This window comes from Campylobacter concisus (assembly GCF_002165785.1).
Taxonomy (GTDB): Bacteria; Campylobacterota; Campylobacteria; order Campylobacterales; family Campylobacteraceae; genus Campylobacter_A; species Campylobacter_A concisus_W.
Genome location: NZ_NDYO01000006.1, coordinates 83,025 through 102,119 on the forward strand (window position 1 = coordinate 83,025; position 19,095 = coordinate 102,119).

Here is a 19,095-nt window from a genome sequence, read left to right on the forward strand (position 1 = left end):
ATTATGAGTGAAAGTGAAATTCTTCTGGATGATCTAGCGCATATCTAAATTTATCCATATCGACTTTTTTATCCCAGATAGAAACTATCATGCAGCCAACTGCGTTACCGCAAAGGTTACCTACGGCACGCATCTCTGACATAAATTTATCAACGCCAAGTAGCACAGCTACGGTGACAACTGGTATGCCAGTGCTCGGAAGTGCGCTTAATGTGCCAGCAAGGACGACAAAGCCCGATCCTGTAACGCCAACTGCGCCTTTACTTGTGATCATTAGCACGATTAAAATGCTTATTAGATGCTCAAAACTTAGCGGTATATTAAATGCTTGAGCTAAGAAAATAACGCTTAAGCTCAAATAGATGTTTGTGCAGTCAAGGTTAAATGAGTAGCCAGTTGGGATGATAAGGCCAACAGCGCCTCTGTTTATACCAGCTGATTCTAGCTTTTGCATAAGTGGCGCAAGAGCTGTTTCGCTCGAGCTTGTCGCAAAGACTATCAATACCTCTTTTGAAATAAAACGCATAAATTTAAAGACATTGATTTTCGCAAAATAGCAGATAACGCCAAGCACCACAAATATGAAAAAGCAGCTTGCAAGTGCCATAACAACCAAAAGCTCCATCATGCCAAGAAGCGTTCCGATACCAAATTTACCGATTAGATAAGCCATAGCTGAAAATGCAGCCACCGGGCTAAAGAGCATAAGCCAACTAAGAAGTTTTAAGACATAGTGCTGAATAAATTCAAGTGGCTTTAGGCAAGCTTGTTTTTTATCATGAGCTAGCAGTGAAAGTACGATTGCAACGATAATAGCCATAAAAAGTACTTGAAGTGTGTTTGATTTTATAAATGGATCAAGTATATGAACGTATGGGAAAATGTCATCTACTGGCACCGCACCTCTTAAAAGATGAAGTGTATGTGCTACAAACCCACTATTTGCGTCCATATTTGCAGCTTGAGATGTAAATTTAGCCACACTTGAGGCATCAAGCTGAGTGTAGTCAAGATTCATGCCATGTCCCGGACGAAGTGTCTCGCCAAAGACGATACCAACAGCAAGAGCAAGCGTGCTAACTATCTCAAAATAGATAAATGCCTTTAATCCAATAGACCCAAGATCTTTTAAACTCTCAAGTCCAACGATACCTGAAACGATCGTTAAAAAGATAATAGGACCAATTAAAATTTTAAGTGCTTTTATAAAATAATCAATGCCTGGCTTGCTTGCTATACCAAGCTCAGGTGCGACCATGCCAACGATAACGCCACCAACAATACCGATCACAACCCAAAAGGCAAGATTGGTAAATAATCTTACAGCAAGATTTCCTTGCTTTTTAGTATTATTCATAAATTTCCCCTTTATAGGCTTTCTCTGATCTTAGCAGAGATGATCTTATCGCCTTGTCTTATAGCGTCAAGCACCTTTAGGCTCTCTTCATCAACGCATTTTCCAAAGACTGTGTGCACGCCGTCAAGATGAGGTTGTTTGCTATGACAGATGAAAAACTGTGATCCGCCAGTATCACGCCCCGCGTGGGCCATGCTTAGGCTACCGCGCTCGTGTTTTACCCTTTGGTTGTCGCATTCGCATTTTATTCTCCAGCCAGGACCGCCTGTACCTGTGCCATTTGGACAACCGCCTTGGATGACAAAATTTGGTATAACTCTGTGAAAATTTAGACCATTATAAAAGCCTGATTTTATCAAATGGATAAAATTTGCGACAGCTTGTGGAGCTTCTTCGGCAAAAAGTTCAAGTCTGATCTCGCCTTTGTCTGTCTCTAAAACTACAAATTTATCTTTTTTAAGTTCATCTAAATTTATATTATAAACTTTTAATTCATCAAAACGCATGTATTTCCCTTTTATTCGATATTTGTATAAACTGCTTGAACATCATCATCATCTTCTAGCTTATCGAGAAGTCTCTCAACCTCAAGCATTTGCTCTTCGCTTAGATTCACGGTTTGATTTGGTAAGTATTGAAGTGAAGCTTTTTTAACCACTAAATTTAGCTTTTCGATACCTTCATGAAGTGTGCCAAAATTTGCATAATCACCGTATACAAATAGCGTCTCATCGTCAGCCTCGATATCGCTTAGACCATAATCTATCAGCTCAAGCTCGATCTCTTCAATGTCTGCACTTGGTTTTTCAAGCTCAAAAACGCTCTTTCTTGTAAACATAAAGCTAAGGCTGCCACTTGGTAAAATTTCTCCACCATTTTTGCTAAATATCGCTTTAACATTGGCAACCGTTCTTGTTGGATTGTCGGTCGCACACTCAACGATGATTTGCACGCCGTGAGCTGCTTTACCGTCATAAAAAATAGTCTTAATATCGGCGCTATCTTTGCCATTTGCTCTTTTTATAGCTGCATCGATGTTATCTTTTGGCATATTTTCAGCTTTTGCCGCTGCGATAGCTGCACGAAGTTTAGGGTTCATATCCGGATCACATCCGCCATCTTTTGCCGCTACTGTTATAGCCTTTGCAAGTTTTGGAAATACTTTGCTCATCTTATCCCATCTAGCTTCTTTTGCCGCTCTTCGGTACTCAAATGCTCGTCCCATAAATATCCTTAAATAAATTTTTTACGGATTATAACTAAAAAAATTTTATACTTTTTTAAAACATTTTTAGTTTGCCAGCCAAAGCGCCTAACTTTGTAAATTTAAAAAAATATTTGGTAAAAATTTAAGCTAGAGTTTTATAATGACGCACATGATACAAAATGCTCAAAAACAAGATGCAAAAAGATGCATAAAGCTACTAAATCTAGCAATGGAGGATATCGCCTACAAGCTAAGTGGCTACGATGATCCTATTAAAAGTGATGAAATTTTAGAAATTTTTTTCAAAAGTGAGACAAATAGACTAAGCTATAAAAATGTCTTTGTTTATAAACATAATGAGGAAATTATCGCTGCTATGTGTGTATATTTTGGTGGCGACGCGGAACAACTTGATATAGAAATTTTGCAGCATTTAAAGGCGCTTGGCAAAGACGCCCAGGTAGAAAAAGAGTGTTTTGATGATGAGTTTTATATAGATAGTATCGCTGTTGATGAAAATTTTAGAGGCCAAGGGCTTGCAAAAGAGCTTATAAGGCATTCATTTGTCAAGGCAAAAGAGCTAGGGCATAAAAAGGTTTCATTAATAGTAGATACAAACAAGCCAAAAGTTCGTAAATTTTACGAGAGTTTGGGCTTTAAATTTAATGTTAAGAAAATTGTAAATTTACATGAATACGACCATATGATAAAGGAGATAATATGAAAACATTTGAAGCAAGCAATATCCACTGCCAAAACTGCGCAAACACTATAAAAAACGCACTTGAAGATGACTTTGGCAAGATAGAAGTTGATCTTAGCAAAGAGCCAAGACAAGTTAGGGTTGATCTTAAAGATAGTGAAGTTGAAAAATTTAAATCTGAAATGGCTGATCTTGGATTTGACGTTATAAAGGAGCTTTGATATGCCTTTAAAAGTCAAGCTAAATATAGCGGGAATGAGCTGCGTAAATTGCTCAAACGCTATCGAGAAAGTTTCTAAAAAGATAGATGGGGTGCTTGAAGCAAATGTAAATTTTGCAAATGCAAGCGGCGAATTTGTCCTAAAAGACGCTAGCGTGCGTGAAGTTTTAGAGCAAAAGATAAAAAAGCTTGGCTACTTTGTGGCGACAAATATTGATGAATTCGAAGCCAAAAGAGACGAGCATATAACTGCGATCAGAAATAAATTTATATTTGCATTTCTAGCGAGCATGGTCATCATGGCGCTTGAGATGTTTGTAAGGCCTAGCGTGGTTGTAAATTTAGCCATTTTAGCGCTTGGCTTTTTGGTGCTAGCTTTTAGTGGCAAAGACTTCTTTGCTCACGCCATAGAGGCTGTTAAAAACAAAAACTACGATATGAACGTGCTTGTAGCTCTTGGAAGCGGCAGTGCATTTTTATACTCGCTTTTTGTTGTGATCTTTTCAGATTTCATCCCAGATGATCTAAAAAATGTCTATGTCTCGGGCGCAGCGATGATAATAGCCTTTGTTTTGCTAGGTAAGTATCTTGAAGAGCGCTCAAAGGCAAAGGCAGGCGACTACCTAAAGACGCTACTTAAAATTTCGCCAAAGACCGCCTTTTTGGTCATGCCAGATGGACATAGTAAAGAGGTAAATGTAAATGAGCTAAAAGTAGGCGACATCGTCATCGTAAAAAATGGCTACAATGTTCCATGTGATGGCGTGATAGTTCAAGGTGGCGCTGAGATAGATGCTTCTATGCTTACAGGAGAGAGCTTGCCAGTTTATAAAGAGGTGGGAGATGGCGTATTTGCCGGCACTCTAAACACAAATGGCTACATAAGCGTCAAGGTGACAAAGAGCTCTTACGAGAGCTTGCTATCTCAAATTTTAAACCTACTAAGCGACGCTAGCTCTAAAAAGATGCCTATCGGACGGCTGGCTGACAAGATAGCAAACATCTTTGTGCCAAGTGTCGTGGCGATCTCAGTTCTTACATTTTTAATATGGATAATTTTTAGTGGAAATTTCGCCTATGCGATCTCTAGCGCGATCTGCGTTTTAATAATCTCATGTCCATGCGCTCTTGGACTTGCTACGCCAATAGCAATAGTAAGCTCGCTTGCACGTGGTGCAAAAGCTGGAATTTTAGTAAAAAATCCAGAAGTTTTAGAGCTAATAAAAGATGCTAAATTCGTAGCATTTGACAAAACAGGCACACTTAGTAAAGGACAAATCAGCGTCAAAAGCTCAAATTTAAGCGAGCAAGATTTAGCTCTTATCGTTTCTGCTGAAAATTTAAGTGAGCATCTCATCTCAAAAGCTATCGTTAGATATGCAAAGCAAAAATGTATAGATTTACAAAAGCTAAATGGAAAATTTCAAAATGTTGTCGGGCAAGGCATCATCTATGAGGATGAGAATAATCAGATAATAATCGGAAACGAAAAGCTGCTTTTGGCAAATGAAGTAAGTTTAAATCCGGATGAAAGTAACGCTATAAAAGAGGCTACAAACGATGGAAGCGGCGTCATACTTTGTACTATAAATAAAAAATTTGTTGGTTTTTTAACGCTTAGTGATGAGCTAAAAGACGAGGCAAGTGATGTTATAAACGAGCTTACAAGTCTAAATTTACAAAGTGTGATCCTTTCAGGCGATGATGAGAAAGTAGTTGCAAGCATCGCTAAGAAGCTAAATGTGAGTAAATATCACGCAAATATGCTGCCTGAAGATAAATTTAATGAGATAAAAGAGCTTACAAATCATGGTGGCGTTATCTTTGTTGGAGATGGCGTAAACGACTCACCATCACTTAAAGAAGCAAGTGTTGGTATCGCTATGAACTCGGGCTCAGATATAGCAAAAGGTGCTGGAGATATCGTGCTTATTAAAAATGATTTGCGTGGAGTGACTGGACTAGTTAGATTAGCAAATGCTACTATGGCAAACATAAAAGAAAATTTATTTTGGGCATTTATGTATAACGCGATTTGTATCCCAGTGGCTGCAGGCGTGCTCTACCCTGTCTTTGGGCTACTTTTAAGCCCAGTTTATGGCTCAATGGCAATGTGTCTTAGCTCTGTTACTGTCGTTTTAAACGCACTTAGACTTAGATATTTACGACTTAAGGATTAAAATTTGAAACTTGGAGAACTTTATAGCGTTGTAGCGGCTGCGCTTGCTGCAAATTTTAGTGGCATTTTGGATGTTTCATCTTTTATGCGTATCAAAAAGACAAATGCGTGGATAACGCAGACAAATAGCGAAGCAAATAAAAAAGGCAATGAGCTTTATACCAAATTTATCAAAGATGAAAGTAGTGCTGCTTTATGTGACGATTTTGTCATTTTAAAGTCAAAATTTGAGGCAAGCTACTATTTTTCATCTGCAAAAGATGATCTAGCTCAATTTTATAAGGCTATAAATTTTCAGCCAAAAATTGGCGAGGTTGATAGCATCTCAAATCAGCTAATTTTAATAGCAAATATTTTAAAAAGCGAAGCATCTAAGGAGTCTATGAAGCTTCTTGCAGCTTTTAGTGTCTCATTTTTCTTGCCTTATGCTAAACAGCTTTCAAGAGATATCCAAAAAGACGCAACTAGCAATTTTTATAAATCAATGGGATATTTTTTAGAGGATTTTTGCCTAGTTTTAGAAACTATTATTGGCAAGGCTTAGTTTTAAGCCTGTGTCATTTCTATCATTTGAGTTTTAATGCTTAAAATGTTATTTTGAATAGCTGACTGCTCTAAATTTAAGTAATGAAGCATTTGCATAGAGTTACGATCTTCTAGGCTTTGGATGCTTGAAATTTGATGCGAAATATCTAGCTTTTGATCTTGTAATTTTTCTAAGTCCTTTTGTAACTGTATAGCGCTCGCTTTATTAATAATTATAGGAGAAATTTTAGCATCCTCTCTTTGTTCTACATTTATTTCATTGCTTCTAACAATATCTTTCTTGTCATAGCCAGAAGATACTAGCATACTTGTTTTTGAGCTATTTGAAGAGATAGATGTATAGCCATCATGATAGAAAATGTTTGAGTTCATATTCGCATCTATTTGCATATAATCTTTCCTCTTATAGATTATTTTTATTTTAAACTATATTCAATAGAAAATTAAAATAGTTTTTAAAAAGTTATATTTTGAATTATATTTCTATATCCTTAAAGATAAATTATATTTATAACTTTTTTGCAACTTTATAGTTAAAATACCCAGTTAAGTACTATTTTGTTAAAATCACGCAAAACTAATTAAAGGCAAAGCTATGAAAGAAGAGAAAAGCGCACACAAAAAGATGTGGGAGGGAAGATTTAGCGAGGCTAGCTCGAAGTTACTTGAGGAATTTAATGCTTCTATAAATTTTGATAAAAATCTTTTTGAAGAAGATATCGCCGGGAGTAAGGCTCACGCAAAGATGCTTGGAATTTGTGGAATTTTGAAAAAAGATGAGTCAGAGGCGATTATAAAGGGGCTTGATGAGGTTTTGGCTGAGATAAGAGCAGGTAAATTTGAGTTTAGAATAGAAGATGAAGATATACATATGGCAGTTGAAAAGCGTCTTAGCCAGATCATCGGAGCTGAGCTTGGAGGCAGACTGCACACAGCTAGAAGTAGAAATGACCAAGTTGCGCTTGATTTTAAATTTTACGTTTTGAAGAAAAATTTAGAAATTTCTTCATGTATAAAAGAGCTCATCGCCACGCTTACAAATTTGGCAAAAAACCACAAAGATACGTTAATGCCAGGCTACACACATCTTCAGCACGCTCAGCCAGTAAGCCTTAGCTATCACTTGCTAGCATATGCATTTATGTTTAAAAGAGATTTCGAGCGTTTTGTTAGCTCATATGAGCGAAACAACCTAAGTCCGCTTGGTTCAGCAGCCCTTGCAGGCACTCCCCATAAGATAGATAGAACTATCGTTGCAAGTGAGCTTGGCTTTGCAGGTTGCACGCAAAATGCGATGGATAGCGTGAGCGACCGTGATTTTGCGCTTGAGATTTTATTTAACATTAGCGTTTTTATGATGCACGCTTCTAGGCTTTGTGAGGAGCTCATACTTTGGAGTTCGCAAGAATTTGGCTTTGTAAGCATTAGCGACGCTTATAGCACAGGAAGCTCCATAATGCCTCAAAAGAAAAATCCAGACGTCGCTGAACTCATACGCGGTAAAACTGGGCGCGTAAATGGAAATTTAGTAGCGTTACTAACCACGATGAAAGGCCTGCCACTTGCTTACAATAAAGATATGCAAGAAGATAAAGAGGGTGTGTTTGACAGCGTCTCAACCATTTTAAGCTCGGCTACTATCCTAAATGAGATGATAAAAACAGCTAAATTTAATGAAAAAAACATGTTAAAAGCGACAAAAACTGGGCATCTAAGTGCGACTGATTTGGCAGACTATCTAGTGCGTGAAAAAAACATCCCATTTAGAACGGCACATTTTATCACAGGCAAAGCTGTCGCAAAGGCTGAAAACTTAGGACTTGATTTAAGTGAATTAAATGAAGAGCAGCTAAAAAGTGTTGATGAAAATTTAGACGAAAATGCTATTAAATTTTTAGATCTTCACGCTTCAAAAGAGGCGCGTTGTTCGCAGGGCGGCACGGCAAATAAAAGCGTTGATGAGCAGATAGAAATTTTAGACTACTGGCTTAAGTAAAAAGAGTTATAATTATGCAAAATCTACAAATTTTAAAGGATGAAAAATGTTTTTTGATGGCAAAAATAAAGAGCTTTGTAGTAAAAATGAAGCTTTGCAAAGAGAAAATGAAGCTTTAAAGGCTGAAATTTTAGCACTTAAAAATGAGCTAAAAAATGTAAAAACTTGCGAGCCAAAAGAGCAAGCCAAGGATAAGCAAGAGGCTGTAAATTTATTGCTTTCAAGTTATCAAGATGGTATAAATTTCTTGCAATTAACAATGGAAGAAAACCTAAAAATGCTTGAAAGTATAAATGGACTAAATGAAAAGACTTTCAAAGAGACAGGCGAACTCAAGTCGCAAACGGCTGAAATTTTAAACTCGATTGAACAAGTAAGCCAGATGAGTGGTGATCTCTCAAACGACGCCTCTTCGCTTGATGGAAGCGTAAATTCGATTGTTGAGATTATAAATCTCATTAAAGACATCTCAGATCAGACAAATTTACTAGCTCTAAATGCTGCTATCGAGGCAGCTCGTGCGGGTGAGCATGGACGAGGTTTTGCTGTCGTAGCAGATGAGGTTAGAAAGCTAGCTGAACGCACTCAAAAAGCGACACTTGAAGTAGAAGTAAATATAAATGGCCTTAAGCAAAGTGCGAATACGATGATCGAAATGAGTGAGAATTTCTCAAAAATTTCTGCAAATGCTATGAAAATTTTAGGTGGATTTGAAGGAAATATCTCAAGCGTAAATGCAAATACGCAAAATATCCTAAATCAGGCTCTAAATGTTACAAATGAAGTCTATGTAAGCAATGGAAAAATAGATCATATAAATATGAAATTAAATGGATATAGAGGCGTGCTTTTAAATGAGTTTAATAAGATTCAAGATGTTCATGAGTGTAGATTTGGCAAATGGTATGAAAAAGATGTGAAAAATACTCTTGTAAAAGATGCCAAAATTCTCTCAAGTATCTCAGCTCATCATGAAAATGTTCATCATGGACTAGAAAAAGCGATGGTTATTTTTGCTGATAAAGACAAAGGAAATCTACCTGGCGTTGAAATATTAAAGGATGTAGAAAACTCAAGTAAAGTAGGTTTTGAAGAGTTGCTTGAAGCTATTAAGTCTGCAAGAAAATAAAATCTTAGACTCATGCTTTGAGTCTAAGATTTATAAGTTATTAAAATGTGCTTTGTGGATCAGCTACGCCTTCGCTCCAGCCAAGCTTAGCTCCGCCAAGTAGGTGAAAATGTAGATGCATAACTTCTTGACCGCCGTTTTCACCGCAGTTTGTGATGAGTCGGTATCCGCTCTTATCAACGCCCATTAAGGTCGCCACTTCTTGGATAAATTTTGTCATCTCTCCCATTAAAATCGGATCCATCTCTTGGAAATTTTTATAGTGTTTTTTTGGGATGATTAGGATGTGGATCGGCGCTTTTGGGTTTATGTCGTTAAAAGCTAGAAATTTCTCGCTTTCAAGCACTTTGTTGCAAGGGATTTCACCAGCTACGATCTTTTCAAATATGGTCATTTTAGCTCCTTTGAAATTTTGCAAAATTATATCAAAGTGTGCTTAAATTTCGTGCTCTTTATCTTGATTTTAACTCTTTTTCTATAAAATCGACTCAAAAATTTATAAAGGTAAAAAATTGCAAGATTTCGTTAATAAAATCAAAAATGAAATTTCAACGCTTGACGATCTTGAGAAGGTCAGGGTAGAAATTTTTGGCAAAAAGGGCATCTTGGCGCAAGGTTTTGCAAAGCTAAAAGAGCTTGGTGAAGATGAGAAAAAGGAATTTGCAGCAAATTTAAACAAGCAAAGAGATGAGCTTGGCGCGCTAATAGAAGCTAAAAAAGCTGAGCTTAGCGAACAAGAGATAGATAACAAGATGAAAAAAGAAGCCGCTGATATCACGCTATTTAATGAGCCTGTTGCTAGCGGAGCGCTGCACCCTGTTATGGCTACGATGGATAAGATAATTGAGTACTTTTTAGCGCTAAATTTCTCACTTGAAACCGGACCACTGATAGAAGATGATTTTCACAACTTTGAAGCGCTAAATTTACCAAAATACCACCCAGCAAGGGACATGCAAGATACATTTTACCTAGATGATTTTAGACTTTTAAGGACTCATACAAGCCCAGTTCAGGTGCGAACCATGTTAAATCAAAAGCCGCCTATTCGCATGATAGCGCCTGGCACCGTCTTTAGACGCGATATGGACTTAACGCATACACCGATGTTTCACCAGGTCGAGGCCCTTGTGGTGGAGGATGCAGACAAAGTTAGCTTTGCAAATTTAAAATCAATGCTTGAGGGCTTTTTAAAGCACATGTTTGGCGACGTTGAAGTGCGTTTTCGCCCTAGCTTCTTTCCATTTACGGAGCCTAGCGCTGAGGTTGATATTAGTTGTATATTCTGTCATGGTAAGGGTTGCAGGGTGTGCAAGCAGACTACTTGGCTTGAGGTGCTTGGATGCGGCGTCGTGGATCCAAATGTATTTAAGGCGGTTGGCTATAAAAATGTAAGCGGATATGCCTTTGGCCTTGGCGTTGAGAGATTTGCGATGTTGCTTCATAGAGTGCCTGATCTAAGGTCGCTTTTTGAGGGAGATTTAAGATTGTTGGAGCAGTTTAAATGATAATTTCAAAGTATTGGTTAAACGAGTGGATCGACCTTAGCGACGTTAGCGGCGAGACACTTTCAAAGACATTAAATTCTATCGGGCTAGAAGTTGATAGCTATAAAGAGATAAATTTACCAAAGAGTATTGTGGTTGGCTACATAAAAAGTAGAGAGAAGCACCCAGATGCCGATAAACTAAGCATTTGTCAAGTGGATGTTGGTGGAGAGACGCTTCAGATCGTGTGTGGGGCTAAAAACGTTGAAGCTGGCCAGTTTGTGCCAGTTGCACTTATTGGCACGACTATGCCAAATGGTCTTGAGATAAAAAAAGCAAAGCTAAGAGGTATCGAGTCAAGTGGTATGATCTGCTCTTCAAGTGAGCTGGGACTTCCAAAGGTAAGCGATGGAATTTTACCACTTGATGAGAGTATCGGCAAGCTAAAACTTGGTACAAGTCTTAGTGAATTTGAGATATTTAAAGATACGATAATCGAAGTTGATGTAACAGCAAACAGAGGCGATTGCCAAAATTTACATGGCATCGCAAGAGAAATTTGTGCAGCGCTTGATTTAAATATGAAAGATAGTCACGAAGACGATGAGAGCGAAAATTTACTAGGTATTGGTAGAATAGCTTCTGTGCGAGCAGAGGATAAAGTAAATGGGTCATTTTTATATAAGGCTTTTGAACTAAAAGAGGGACTATATGAAAATCTAATAACTCGCATGCGTCTAGCATTAATAGAGTGCCAAAAGACAAATTTAGTTGAGAGACTGCTTGAATACGCGACATTTTGCACGGGCGTTTTATTTAGGGCTTATGATCACGCTAAACTTGTAAGTGAAGGCGAAAAGGCTGTTTTTGATATAAAAAATGGCGAGAATAGCGAATGTGTCGTTTATTGCGGGGATAAAAATTTAGGCATTGCTGGAATTTACCAAAGTGACGTAGCAAGGGTAGATGAGAAGTCAAAAGTGATCCTAGTAGAAGCTAGCTACGTAAAGCCAGATGTAGTTTCAAAAGCTATTTTTGAAAATAAAAATTTACCAAAAGGTAATCAAATTTATCGCTCAAGTCGTGGCAGTGAGCCAAATTTAGCTTATGGTGCGGATTATTTATTTAAAAGGCTTGCTAATTTTAAAGATGCACTAAATCTCTTTGCTGGCTCACAGCAGTCGCTTTTAAACACCGAGCCTATAACACTAAGCATCTCTCTTTTTGAGCTTAAAAATATGATCGGTCAAGATATTGCTAGAAATGATGTCGTTAAAATTTTAAAGAAACTTGGCTTTGAGATTGCGGTAAACGTTGAGCAAGAGAGCTTTAACGTAAAAGTGCCGTTATTTCGCCATGATATAGTAAATTCTCACGATGTTTGTGAGGAGATCGTAAGGATAGTAGGCATAGACAATATCGCCTCAAAACCACTAAATTTCTCTGAGAAAAATAGGCTAAATAAGACATATTTTGACTATAAAAACGCCCTAAATTTAAGACGCCGTGCAGCTGATAATGGCTTTTTTGAAAGTGTGCACTATGTCTTTGATAGTGAGGACGAGCTTAGTGAGCTAAATTTTAAGCCATGCAAAGTCAAGATACTAAATCCTATAAACAACGAATTAAACACGCTTAGACCGACACTTGTTAATCACCTTCTAAGCTCAAGCGAGAAAAATATCAAAAACTCGAAACGCTCAGTTAGACTATTTGAGCTTGGAGAAATTTTTGATGAAAATGCAAATCAGGGCTTAAATTTAGGCTTTGTTGTGTCTGGACTTTTGAAAGAGCCGACTCTGATAAACGGCGCAAAAGGTGAGGAGGTAAATTTCTACGCATTTGCATCGATGGTGCAAAACGTCATAGGTAAATTTGAGCTAAAACCTTGCCGCGAACTATCGTATCTTAGCCCATACGAGCAGGCACATATCTATCAAAATGGCGAAAATATTGGCTATATCGGTAGAGTCGATGCAAGAGTAGAAGCAAAGAGAGATCTGCCAAGAACATATGTTTGTGAGATTGATTTTGCAAAGCTTAAATTTGAACCAATTTTGGCAGTACCTTACTCAAAATTTCAAAGCACAACAAGGGATCTTAGTCTTATCGTACCTGAAAATTTCGAGGCCGGACGAATTTATGAGTGCATAAGAGGACTAAATTTAAAAGAGCTAAAAGAGTTTTTACCAGTTGATATTTATAAAGATGCGAAGCTAAATGGCGCGATCAGCCTTAGCCTTAAATTTACATTCCAAGATATGGAAAAAACACTTGAGGATGATGATATAAACGCACTTATGGATAAAATTTTAGGTGAGCTAAAAGAGAAACTAAATATTGGAATAAGATGAGAATTTATCCATTAGAAAAAAGTCTAAATTTAACTATTGACGACATCGCAGCGGATAAATCAATATCGCATAGATGCGCGATCTTTTCACTTTTAAGCGACAAACCATCTCACATTAGAAACTATCTAAGTGCTGGCGATACACTAAATACATTAAAGATAGTTCAGCTTTTAGGCGCAAAAGTTGAGGACGATGGCTCTGAAATAACGATCATGCCGCCACAAAAGATAAAAGAGCCAAATGAAATTTTAGAGTGTGGTAACTCTGGTACGGCAATGAGACTTTTTATGGGATTACTAGCCGCACAGGATGGCTTTTTCGTGCTAAGTGGCGATAGGTATTTAAACTCACGTCCAATGGCTAGAATAGCAAAACCTCTAAACGATATGGGTGCAAAGATAGATGGTGCAAACAACGCAAGCAACGCTCCACTTTGCATAAGAGGGACGAAATTTGAAAGATTTAGTTTTGAAAGCAAGATTGCCTCAGCCCAGGTAAAAAGTGCGCTTTTGCTGGCAGCACTTTATTCAAATGGCTGCAAATTTAGCGAACCAGAGCTAAGCAGGGATCACACCGAGCGTATGCTTGCTGGCATGGGAGCTGATATAAAGCGTGACGGCCTAGAGATCAAGCTAGAGCCGATGAAAGCCCCACTTGCGCCACTTGATATAGACGTGCCAAATGACCCAAGCTCGGCATTTTTCTTTGCGGTCGCAGCACTTATCATTCCGGACTCGCACATTATTTTAAAAAATATCTTACTAAATAAAACTCGTATCGAAGCTTATAAAATTCTAGAAAAAATGGGAGCTGAGATAAAATTTCACAAAACCTCAAGTAAATACGAAGATATCGGTGATATCGAGGTTAAATACTCACCAAACTTAAAAGGTGTAGAAGTTAGCGAAAATATCTCGTGGCTCATCGACGAAGCTCCAGCTTTAGCCATCGCATTTGCCTACGCCAAAGGCCAAAGCAAGCTAATAAATGCCAAAGAGCTTCGTGTAAAAGAGAGCGACAGGATAGCTGTCACGATAAATGCGCTAAAGCAGTGCGGCGTTGATGCTAGCGAGCTTGAAGATGGCTTTATCATAAATGGTTCAGAGGCTAAATTTGCCACGATAGATAGTCACGGGGATCACAGGATTGCGATGAGTTTTGCTGTGCTTGGGCTAAAGTGTGGCATGCAGATAGAGAAGAGTGAATTTATCACCACTTCATTTCCAAATTTTGCTGAAATTTTAAAGAAAATGGGAGCTAGAGTTGAAGATTGAGCTTGCTAGTAGTTATGGATTTTGCTTTGGTGTAAAAAGGGCGATAAAGATCGCTGAAAATGCAGGAGATGCTGCAACCATTGGGCCACTCATCCATAATAACGAAGAGATAAACAGGCTTGAAAAGAACTACAATGTGAAGACACTTGATGGCATAGACGAGCTAAAAGATGAGAAAAAGGCGATCATCCGCACTCATGGCATCACTAAAAATGACCTTGCAGAGCTAAAAAAGACAGATATAAAAGTGATCGACGCAACTTGCCCGTTTGTGACAAAGCCACAGCAAATTTGTGAAAAAATGAGCGAAGAAGGCTATGATGTGGTAATTTATGGCGACATGCATCACCCTGAAGTAAAGGGCGTGAAGTCATATGCCAAGGGTAACGTCTATGTCGTGCTTGAAGAGAGCGAGCTAGAGGGTATCAAATTTAAACAAAAAGTCGCGCTTGTTAGCCAAACGACTAGAAAAGTTGAGAAATTTATGCAGATCGCAAACTACCTTATGCTTCATGTAAAAGAGGTGCGTGTTTTTAACACTATCTGCAACGCAACATTTGAAAACCAAGAGGCTGCTAAAAATTTGGCAAAAAGGGCTGACGTGATGATAATAATCGGTGGAAAAAATAGCTCAAATACAAAACAACTCTACCTAATATCTAAAAATTTCTGCGAAGATAGCTACTTGATAGAAAGCGAAGAAGAGCTTGAAAAGTCATGGTTTGATGGAAAAAATTTGTGTGGCATAAGTGCTGGTGCAAGTACGCCTGACTGGATCATACAAAAAGTCGTTGACAGAATCAAAAAAGTATAAAATTTATCCTAGCTAAAGCCACAATTAACTATAATAAGCTAATTTGCCTCTACTGGCATAATAAAATTTAAAGGATCAAGATGGCTGTGAACAAAAGTGTTCAATTAGGAAAAGCAAAAGACGAAGATATCGAGGATATCGATTTTGCTGCGATGTTAGAGGAGTCTTTTAAAAAGACTGAAGAAGATAGTGACGCAAAGATCGTCAGTATCAATGGCGATGAGGTTTTAATCGACGTTGGCAAGAAGTCAGAAGGTATTTTGAATCTTTCTGAGATCACTGACGTAAACGGAAATCTGACGCATAAAGTTGGCGATACGATCAAAGTTGTAATAACTGGATCAAGAAATGGAAGACCTATAGTGTCGCACAAAAAAGCACTTAGAAAAGAGAAAGTTAAAGCTTTCATCGAAGCTTACGATCCTGAAAATTCTGGCGAAATCGACGTAAAAGTAGTTGGAAAAAATAAAGGTGGTTTTATAACTCAAGATGTAAATGGGGTGGAATTTTTCTTACCAAAAACTCATAGTGGCTTTAAAAACGCTGAAGGAGTAATTGGTAAAACATATAAGGTAAGAGTTATAAAAATTGATAAAGAAGAAAATAGCATAGTTGTCTCTAGAAAGAAAATTTTAGACGATGATCGCAAAAAACGTAAAGAAGCTCTATCAAGCATAGTAGAAAATGATAGCGTTATAGAGGGCACAGTTAAAAAAATCACAACTTATGGTATGTTTGTTGATGTTGGCGGTGTCGATGGGCTTGTTCATTACAGCGAGATAAGTTATAAAGGCCCAGTAAACCCTAGCTCACTATATAAAGAAGGCGATAAAGTTTTAGTTAAAGTTATCAGTTATGACAACGAAAAACGCCACCTATCTTTATCTATCAAGGCAGCTACTCCAGATCCTTGGGAAGAGATCATAAATGATGGACTAGAGGTTGGTGACACTATCAAAGTTACAGTTAGCAATATCGAGCCTTATGGCGCATTTGTCGATCTTGGAAATGATATTGAAGGATTTTTACATATATCTGAAATTTCATGGGACAAAAATATCAAAAATCCAAAAGATCACATCAATGAAGGTCAAGAGATTGATGTTGAGGTTATCGAGATAGATGCAAAAGGACATCGTCTAAGAGTAAGCCTTAAAAATTTACTTCCAAAGCCATTTGATGAGTTTAAGGCAAAACACAAAGAGGGTGACGTAGTAAAAGGCGTTGTGACAACTATCACAAATTTTGGTGCATTTGTTAGAGTGGGTTGCGTTGAAGGCTTACTACATAATGAAGACGCGTCTTGGGATAGAAACGATAAATGCAAAGATATGTTTAAAGCTGGTGACGAGCTTGAAGTAAAAATAATAAAAATCGATAGTGCTGAACAAAAAGTTTCACTTAGCCTAAAAGACCTAAAACAAAGTCCAGTTCAAGCATTTGCTGATAAATTTAATGTAGGCGATATCGTAAAAGGAACAATTCGTGACATTAAAGACTTTGGCGTATTTGTAGAGCTTGGTGATAACGTTGATGCGCTGATCCGCAAAGAAGATTTAGGTAGTGTAGACGTTAGCACACTTAAGATCGGCGATGAGATCGAAGCAGCTATCGCATTTATCGATGAGAAGAAAAATAGAATTCGCCTGAGCATACGCCGTTTAGCAAAACAAAAAGAGCGTGAAGTGTTAAATGAGATCAATGATAACGATGATAAAGTAACACTTGGCGATATTATAAAAGAACAATTACTTTAGTTTAAATGGGCAGACGCATACTTTTATTAGTAGTTGTCCTGCTATTTGTAATATTGGGTTTGGTTGGAATTTCTCTTGTTAAATTTGCAAGTGTAAATTTCAGTCAAATATCTGAAGAAAATATCACAAATGAGCAAAATTTAACCAAAAACACGACCAGTAATACCAACTGGATGAGTGAGCTAGCAACTATTAGAAAAAGAGATTATGTACTGCCCGTAAATGAAATTTTTATAGAATACAACCGACCCAAAATAGAAAGACCAAAGATTACTGCATATGAACTTTTGATAGATAAAAATGATATCTATTCAATGTTTTGTTTGATGCAGACTTTAAGAAAAAGCGAGGTTGATTTTACTGTTGTAAAAGATGGTGCAAAAAGCCAGATATTTTTAAATACTCAAGACTCTAAACTTCTACAAAATATCATTTTAGAACTAAGAGTTTATGATATCCACTCAAGTGTGAGAGAGGTAAAATTATGAAGACTATCATTGTTTGCGATGCGATACATCCAGTAGGTTTTGAACTTTTAAAAAAAGAGCAAGATATAAACGTAATAGACGCAGTTAATACTCCCAAAGATGAACTTTTAAAAATTTTAGGCGAGGCTGATGTTGCTATAACAAGAAGCTCAACTGAAGTAAACGAGGCCTTTTTAAACGCTGGTAAAAAACTAAAAGCTATTGTTAGAGCTGGTGTTGGTGTAGATAATGTCGATATAGAAGGATGCTCAAGGCGTGGCATAATAGCTATGAACGTTCCAACTGCAAACACTATTGCTGCAGTTGAGCTAACAATGGCGCATATGCTAGCTTCAGCTAGATCTCTTGAATACGCTCATAATGATCTAAAGCTAGATAGAATTTGGAAGCGTGAGAAATGGTATGGGGTTGAGCTTTTTAAGAAAAAGCTTGGCGTGATCGGCTTTGGAAATATTGGCTCGAGAGTAGCTGTTCGTGCAAAAGCTTTTGGTATGGAGATCATCGCTTATGATCCATATATTGACCCATCTAAAGTTATCGACATGGGCGGTACTTATACTAAAAATTTTGATGATATTTTAGCATGTGATTTTATTACGATACATACGCCAAAAACTAAAGAGACGACTAATATGATAGGCGCTAAAGAGATCGCAAAAATGAAAGATGGCGTAAGACTTATAAACTGCGCTAGAGGCGGTCTTTATAACGAAGAAGCGCTTTATGAAGGACTAAAAAGTGGCAAAATAGCATTCGCTGGTATTGATGTTTTTACAAAAGAGCCAGCGACTGATCATCCACTTCTTGATCTAAACAATGTAAGTGTCACTCCACATCTTGGAGCAAATACTCTTGAATCACAGCGAAATATCGCAGTCGAGGCAGTCGAACAAGCTATTTTAGCAGCTCGTGGTATAAGCTATCCAAATGCATTAAATTTACCTATAAAAACAGAAGATCTACCGCCATTTGTTGAGCCTTATATCGATCTTACAAGCAAGATGGCATTTCTTGCTGCACAGATAAATAAAAGCGTTATCAAGGCCATTCGTATCGAGACTCACGGTCAGATTAGCGAATATGCAAATTCAATGCTAACTTTTGCAATCGTAGGTGCTTTAAAAGAGAGTCTTGGTGATGCGATAAATTATGTAAATGCTAAATTTTTATGCGATGAAAAAGGTATAGTGACCGAAACTAGCCTTGGTGGAGATAGCATTTTTAAAAATAAAATTACCGTTCGCTTAACTACTGAAAATGGTATTGTAACCGTAGGTGGAACGGTATTTGGTGAAAATCAGCAACGTATCGTAACAATAAATGGATTTAAGACCGACTTTAAGCCAAAAGGTAAGATGATCATCTTTAAAAATCATGACGTGCCAGGCGTTATCGCTCAGATTAGTAAAATCTTGGCTGATGAAAAGATCAATATCGCAGACTTCCGCCTTGGTAGAGATGATCACAATATGGCACTTGCTGTCATCTTGGTTGATGAACATATAAAAGTAGAAACGTTAGAGAGACTAAACGCACTTGAAGCTTGCGTTTGGGCTCAATACGCAGTTATATAAAATTTTGAAA

The 19,095-nt window shown here is 37.5% G+C and carries 18 protein-coding genes and 1 pseudogene; 14 read left to right on the forward strand and 5 right to left on the reverse strand.

The genetic code is table 11. The features are described 5' to 3' along the window. Position 1: 1 nt before the first annotated feature. The 3 genes from B9N62_RS05165 to B9N62_RS05175 are packed head-to-tail and all read right to left on the reverse strand — an operon-like array spanning position 2 to position 2,582. The gene (locus B9N62_RS05165) at positions 2-1,357 is read right to left on the reverse strand and encodes a cation:dicarboxylate symporter family transporter (RefSeq protein ID WP_087584666.1); all 1,356 of its coding nucleotides are present in this window, start codon (positions 1,355-1,357) and stop codon (positions 2-4) included. 11 nt (positions 1,358-1,368) lie between these two features. After that, positions 1,369-1,863, reverse strand: coding sequence for a peptidylprolyl isomerase (locus B9N62_RS05170; RefSeq protein ID WP_087584667.1), 495 nt, complete (start codon positions 1,861-1,863; stop codon positions 1,369-1,371). An 11-nt stretch (positions 1,864-1,874) separates the two neighbouring features. Next, a complete protein-coding gene (locus B9N62_RS05175; RefSeq protein WP_021090734.1) occupies positions 1,875-2,582 on the reverse strand; it encodes a YebC/PmpR family DNA-binding transcriptional regulator in 708 nt (235 codons plus the stop codon). Positions 2,583-2,733: 151 nt separating this feature from the next. Between B9N62_RS05175 and B9N62_RS05180 the strand changes: the two genes are divergently transcribed. The 4 genes from B9N62_RS05180 to B9N62_RS05195 are packed head-to-tail and all read left to right on the forward strand — an operon-like array spanning position 2,734 to position 6,210. Beyond that, positions 2,734-3,288 carry a GNAT family N-acetyltransferase gene (locus tag B9N62_RS05180; protein ID WP_087584668.1) on the forward strand — a complete coding sequence of 185 codons (555 nt, stop codon included), beginning with the start codon at positions 2,734-2,736 and terminating at the stop codon, positions 3,286-3,288. After that, on the forward strand, positions 3,285-3,488 hold the full coding sequence (locus B9N62_RS05185) for a heavy-metal-associated domain-containing protein (RefSeq protein ID WP_054196255.1): 204 nt from the start codon (positions 3,285-3,287) through the stop codon (positions 3,486-3,488). The genes B9N62_RS05180 and B9N62_RS05185 overlap by 4 nt, the downstream gene beginning before the upstream one ends. Before the next feature lies 1 nt (position 3,489). Continuing rightward, a complete protein-coding gene (locus tag B9N62_RS05190; protein ID WP_087584669.1) occupies positions 3,490-5,667 on the forward strand; it encodes a heavy metal translocating P-type ATPase in 2,178 nt (725 codons plus the stop codon). A 3-nt stretch (positions 5,668-5,670) separates the two neighbouring features. Further along, positions 5,671-6,210 (forward strand): oxidoreductase, encoded by a 540-nt coding sequence (locus B9N62_RS05195; RefSeq protein ID WP_087584670.1) that lies wholly within the window; start codon positions 5,671-5,673, stop codon positions 6,208-6,210. Between the two features lie 2 nt (positions 6,211-6,212). Here the strand turns inward: B9N62_RS05195 and B9N62_RS05200 are convergent, their stop codons facing one another. Then, entirely contained in the window at positions 6,213-6,602 is a 390-nt protein-coding gene (locus B9N62_RS05200; RefSeq protein WP_087584671.1) for a hypothetical protein, read from the reverse strand. Between the two features lie 205 nt (positions 6,603-6,807). Here B9N62_RS05200 and argH point away from each other — a divergent pair, with 205 nt between their 5' ends. From argH to B9N62_RS11025, 3 genes and pseudogenes are all read left to right on the forward strand, one after another. After that, a complete protein-coding gene (gene argH, locus B9N62_RS05205) occupies positions 6,808-8,208 on the forward strand; it encodes an argininosuccinate lyase (protein ID WP_087584672.1) in 1,401 nt (466 codons plus the stop codon). A gap of 457 nt (positions 8,209-8,665) precedes the next feature. After that, positions 8,666-8,944: pseudogene (locus B9N62_RS11020) on the forward strand (methyl-accepting chemotaxis protein); the annotation flags it as partial. Positions 8,945-9,028: 84 nt separating this feature from the next. Further along, a complete protein-coding gene (locus B9N62_RS11025; RefSeq protein WP_374188110.1) occupies positions 9,029-9,337 on the forward strand; it encodes a CZB domain-containing protein in 309 nt (102 codons plus the stop codon). A gap of 40 nt (positions 9,338-9,377) precedes the next feature. Here B9N62_RS11025 and B9N62_RS05215 read toward each other — a convergent pair whose 3' ends face one another. Continuing rightward, entirely contained in the window at positions 9,378-9,731 is a 354-nt protein-coding gene (locus B9N62_RS05215; protein WP_072594719.1) for a histidine triad nucleotide-binding protein, read from the reverse strand. A gap of 118 nt (positions 9,732-9,849) precedes the next feature. Between B9N62_RS05215 and pheS the strand changes: the two genes are divergently transcribed. The 7 genes from pheS to serA all read left to right on the forward strand — a co-directional run bounded on the left by pheS (position 9,850) and on the right by serA (position 19,085). Next, positions 9,850-10,845 carry a phenylalanine--tRNA ligase subunit alpha gene (gene pheS / locus B9N62_RS05220; protein ID WP_087584674.1) on the forward strand — a complete coding sequence of 332 codons (996 nt, stop codon included), beginning with the start codon at positions 9,850-9,852 and terminating at the stop codon, positions 10,843-10,845. Continuing rightward, on the forward strand, positions 10,842-13,178 hold the full coding sequence (gene pheT / locus B9N62_RS05225; protein ID WP_087584675.1) for a phenylalanine--tRNA ligase subunit beta: 2,337 nt from the start codon (positions 10,842-10,844) through the stop codon (positions 13,176-13,178). The genes pheS and pheT overlap by 4 nt, the downstream gene beginning before the upstream one ends. Continuing rightward, positions 13,175-14,452, forward strand: a complete 1,278-nt coding sequence (gene aroA / locus B9N62_RS05230; protein ID WP_087584676.1) for a 3-phosphoshikimate 1-carboxyvinyltransferase — start codon at positions 13,175-13,177, stop codon at positions 14,450-14,452. The genes pheT and aroA overlap by 4 nt, the downstream gene beginning before the upstream one ends. Further along, a complete protein-coding gene (locus tag B9N62_RS05235) occupies positions 14,442-15,266 on the forward strand; it encodes a 4-hydroxy-3-methylbut-2-enyl diphosphate reductase (protein WP_087584677.1) in 825 nt (274 codons plus the stop codon). Before aroA ends, B9N62_RS05235 begins: the two co-directional genes overlap by 11 nt. A gap of 80 nt (positions 15,267-15,346) precedes the next feature. Further along, positions 15,347-17,023 (forward strand): 30S ribosomal protein S1, encoded by a 1,677-nt coding sequence (locus tag B9N62_RS05240; RefSeq protein WP_087584678.1) that lies wholly within the window; start codon positions 15,347-15,349, stop codon positions 17,021-17,023. Between the two features lie 59 nt (positions 17,024-17,082). Further along, the gene (locus B9N62_RS05245) at positions 17,083-17,511 is read left to right on the forward strand and encodes a hypothetical protein (protein WP_257640184.1); all 429 of its coding nucleotides are present in this window, start codon (positions 17,083-17,085) and stop codon (positions 17,509-17,511) included. Further along, positions 17,505-19,085: a phosphoglycerate dehydrogenase gene (serA, locus tag B9N62_RS05250; protein WP_257640198.1), complete on the forward strand. Its 1,581-nt coding sequence runs from the start codon at positions 17,505-17,507 to the stop codon at positions 19,083-19,085. Before B9N62_RS05245 ends, serA begins: the two co-directional genes overlap by 7 nt. Positions 19,086-19,095: the final 10 nt, after the last annotated feature.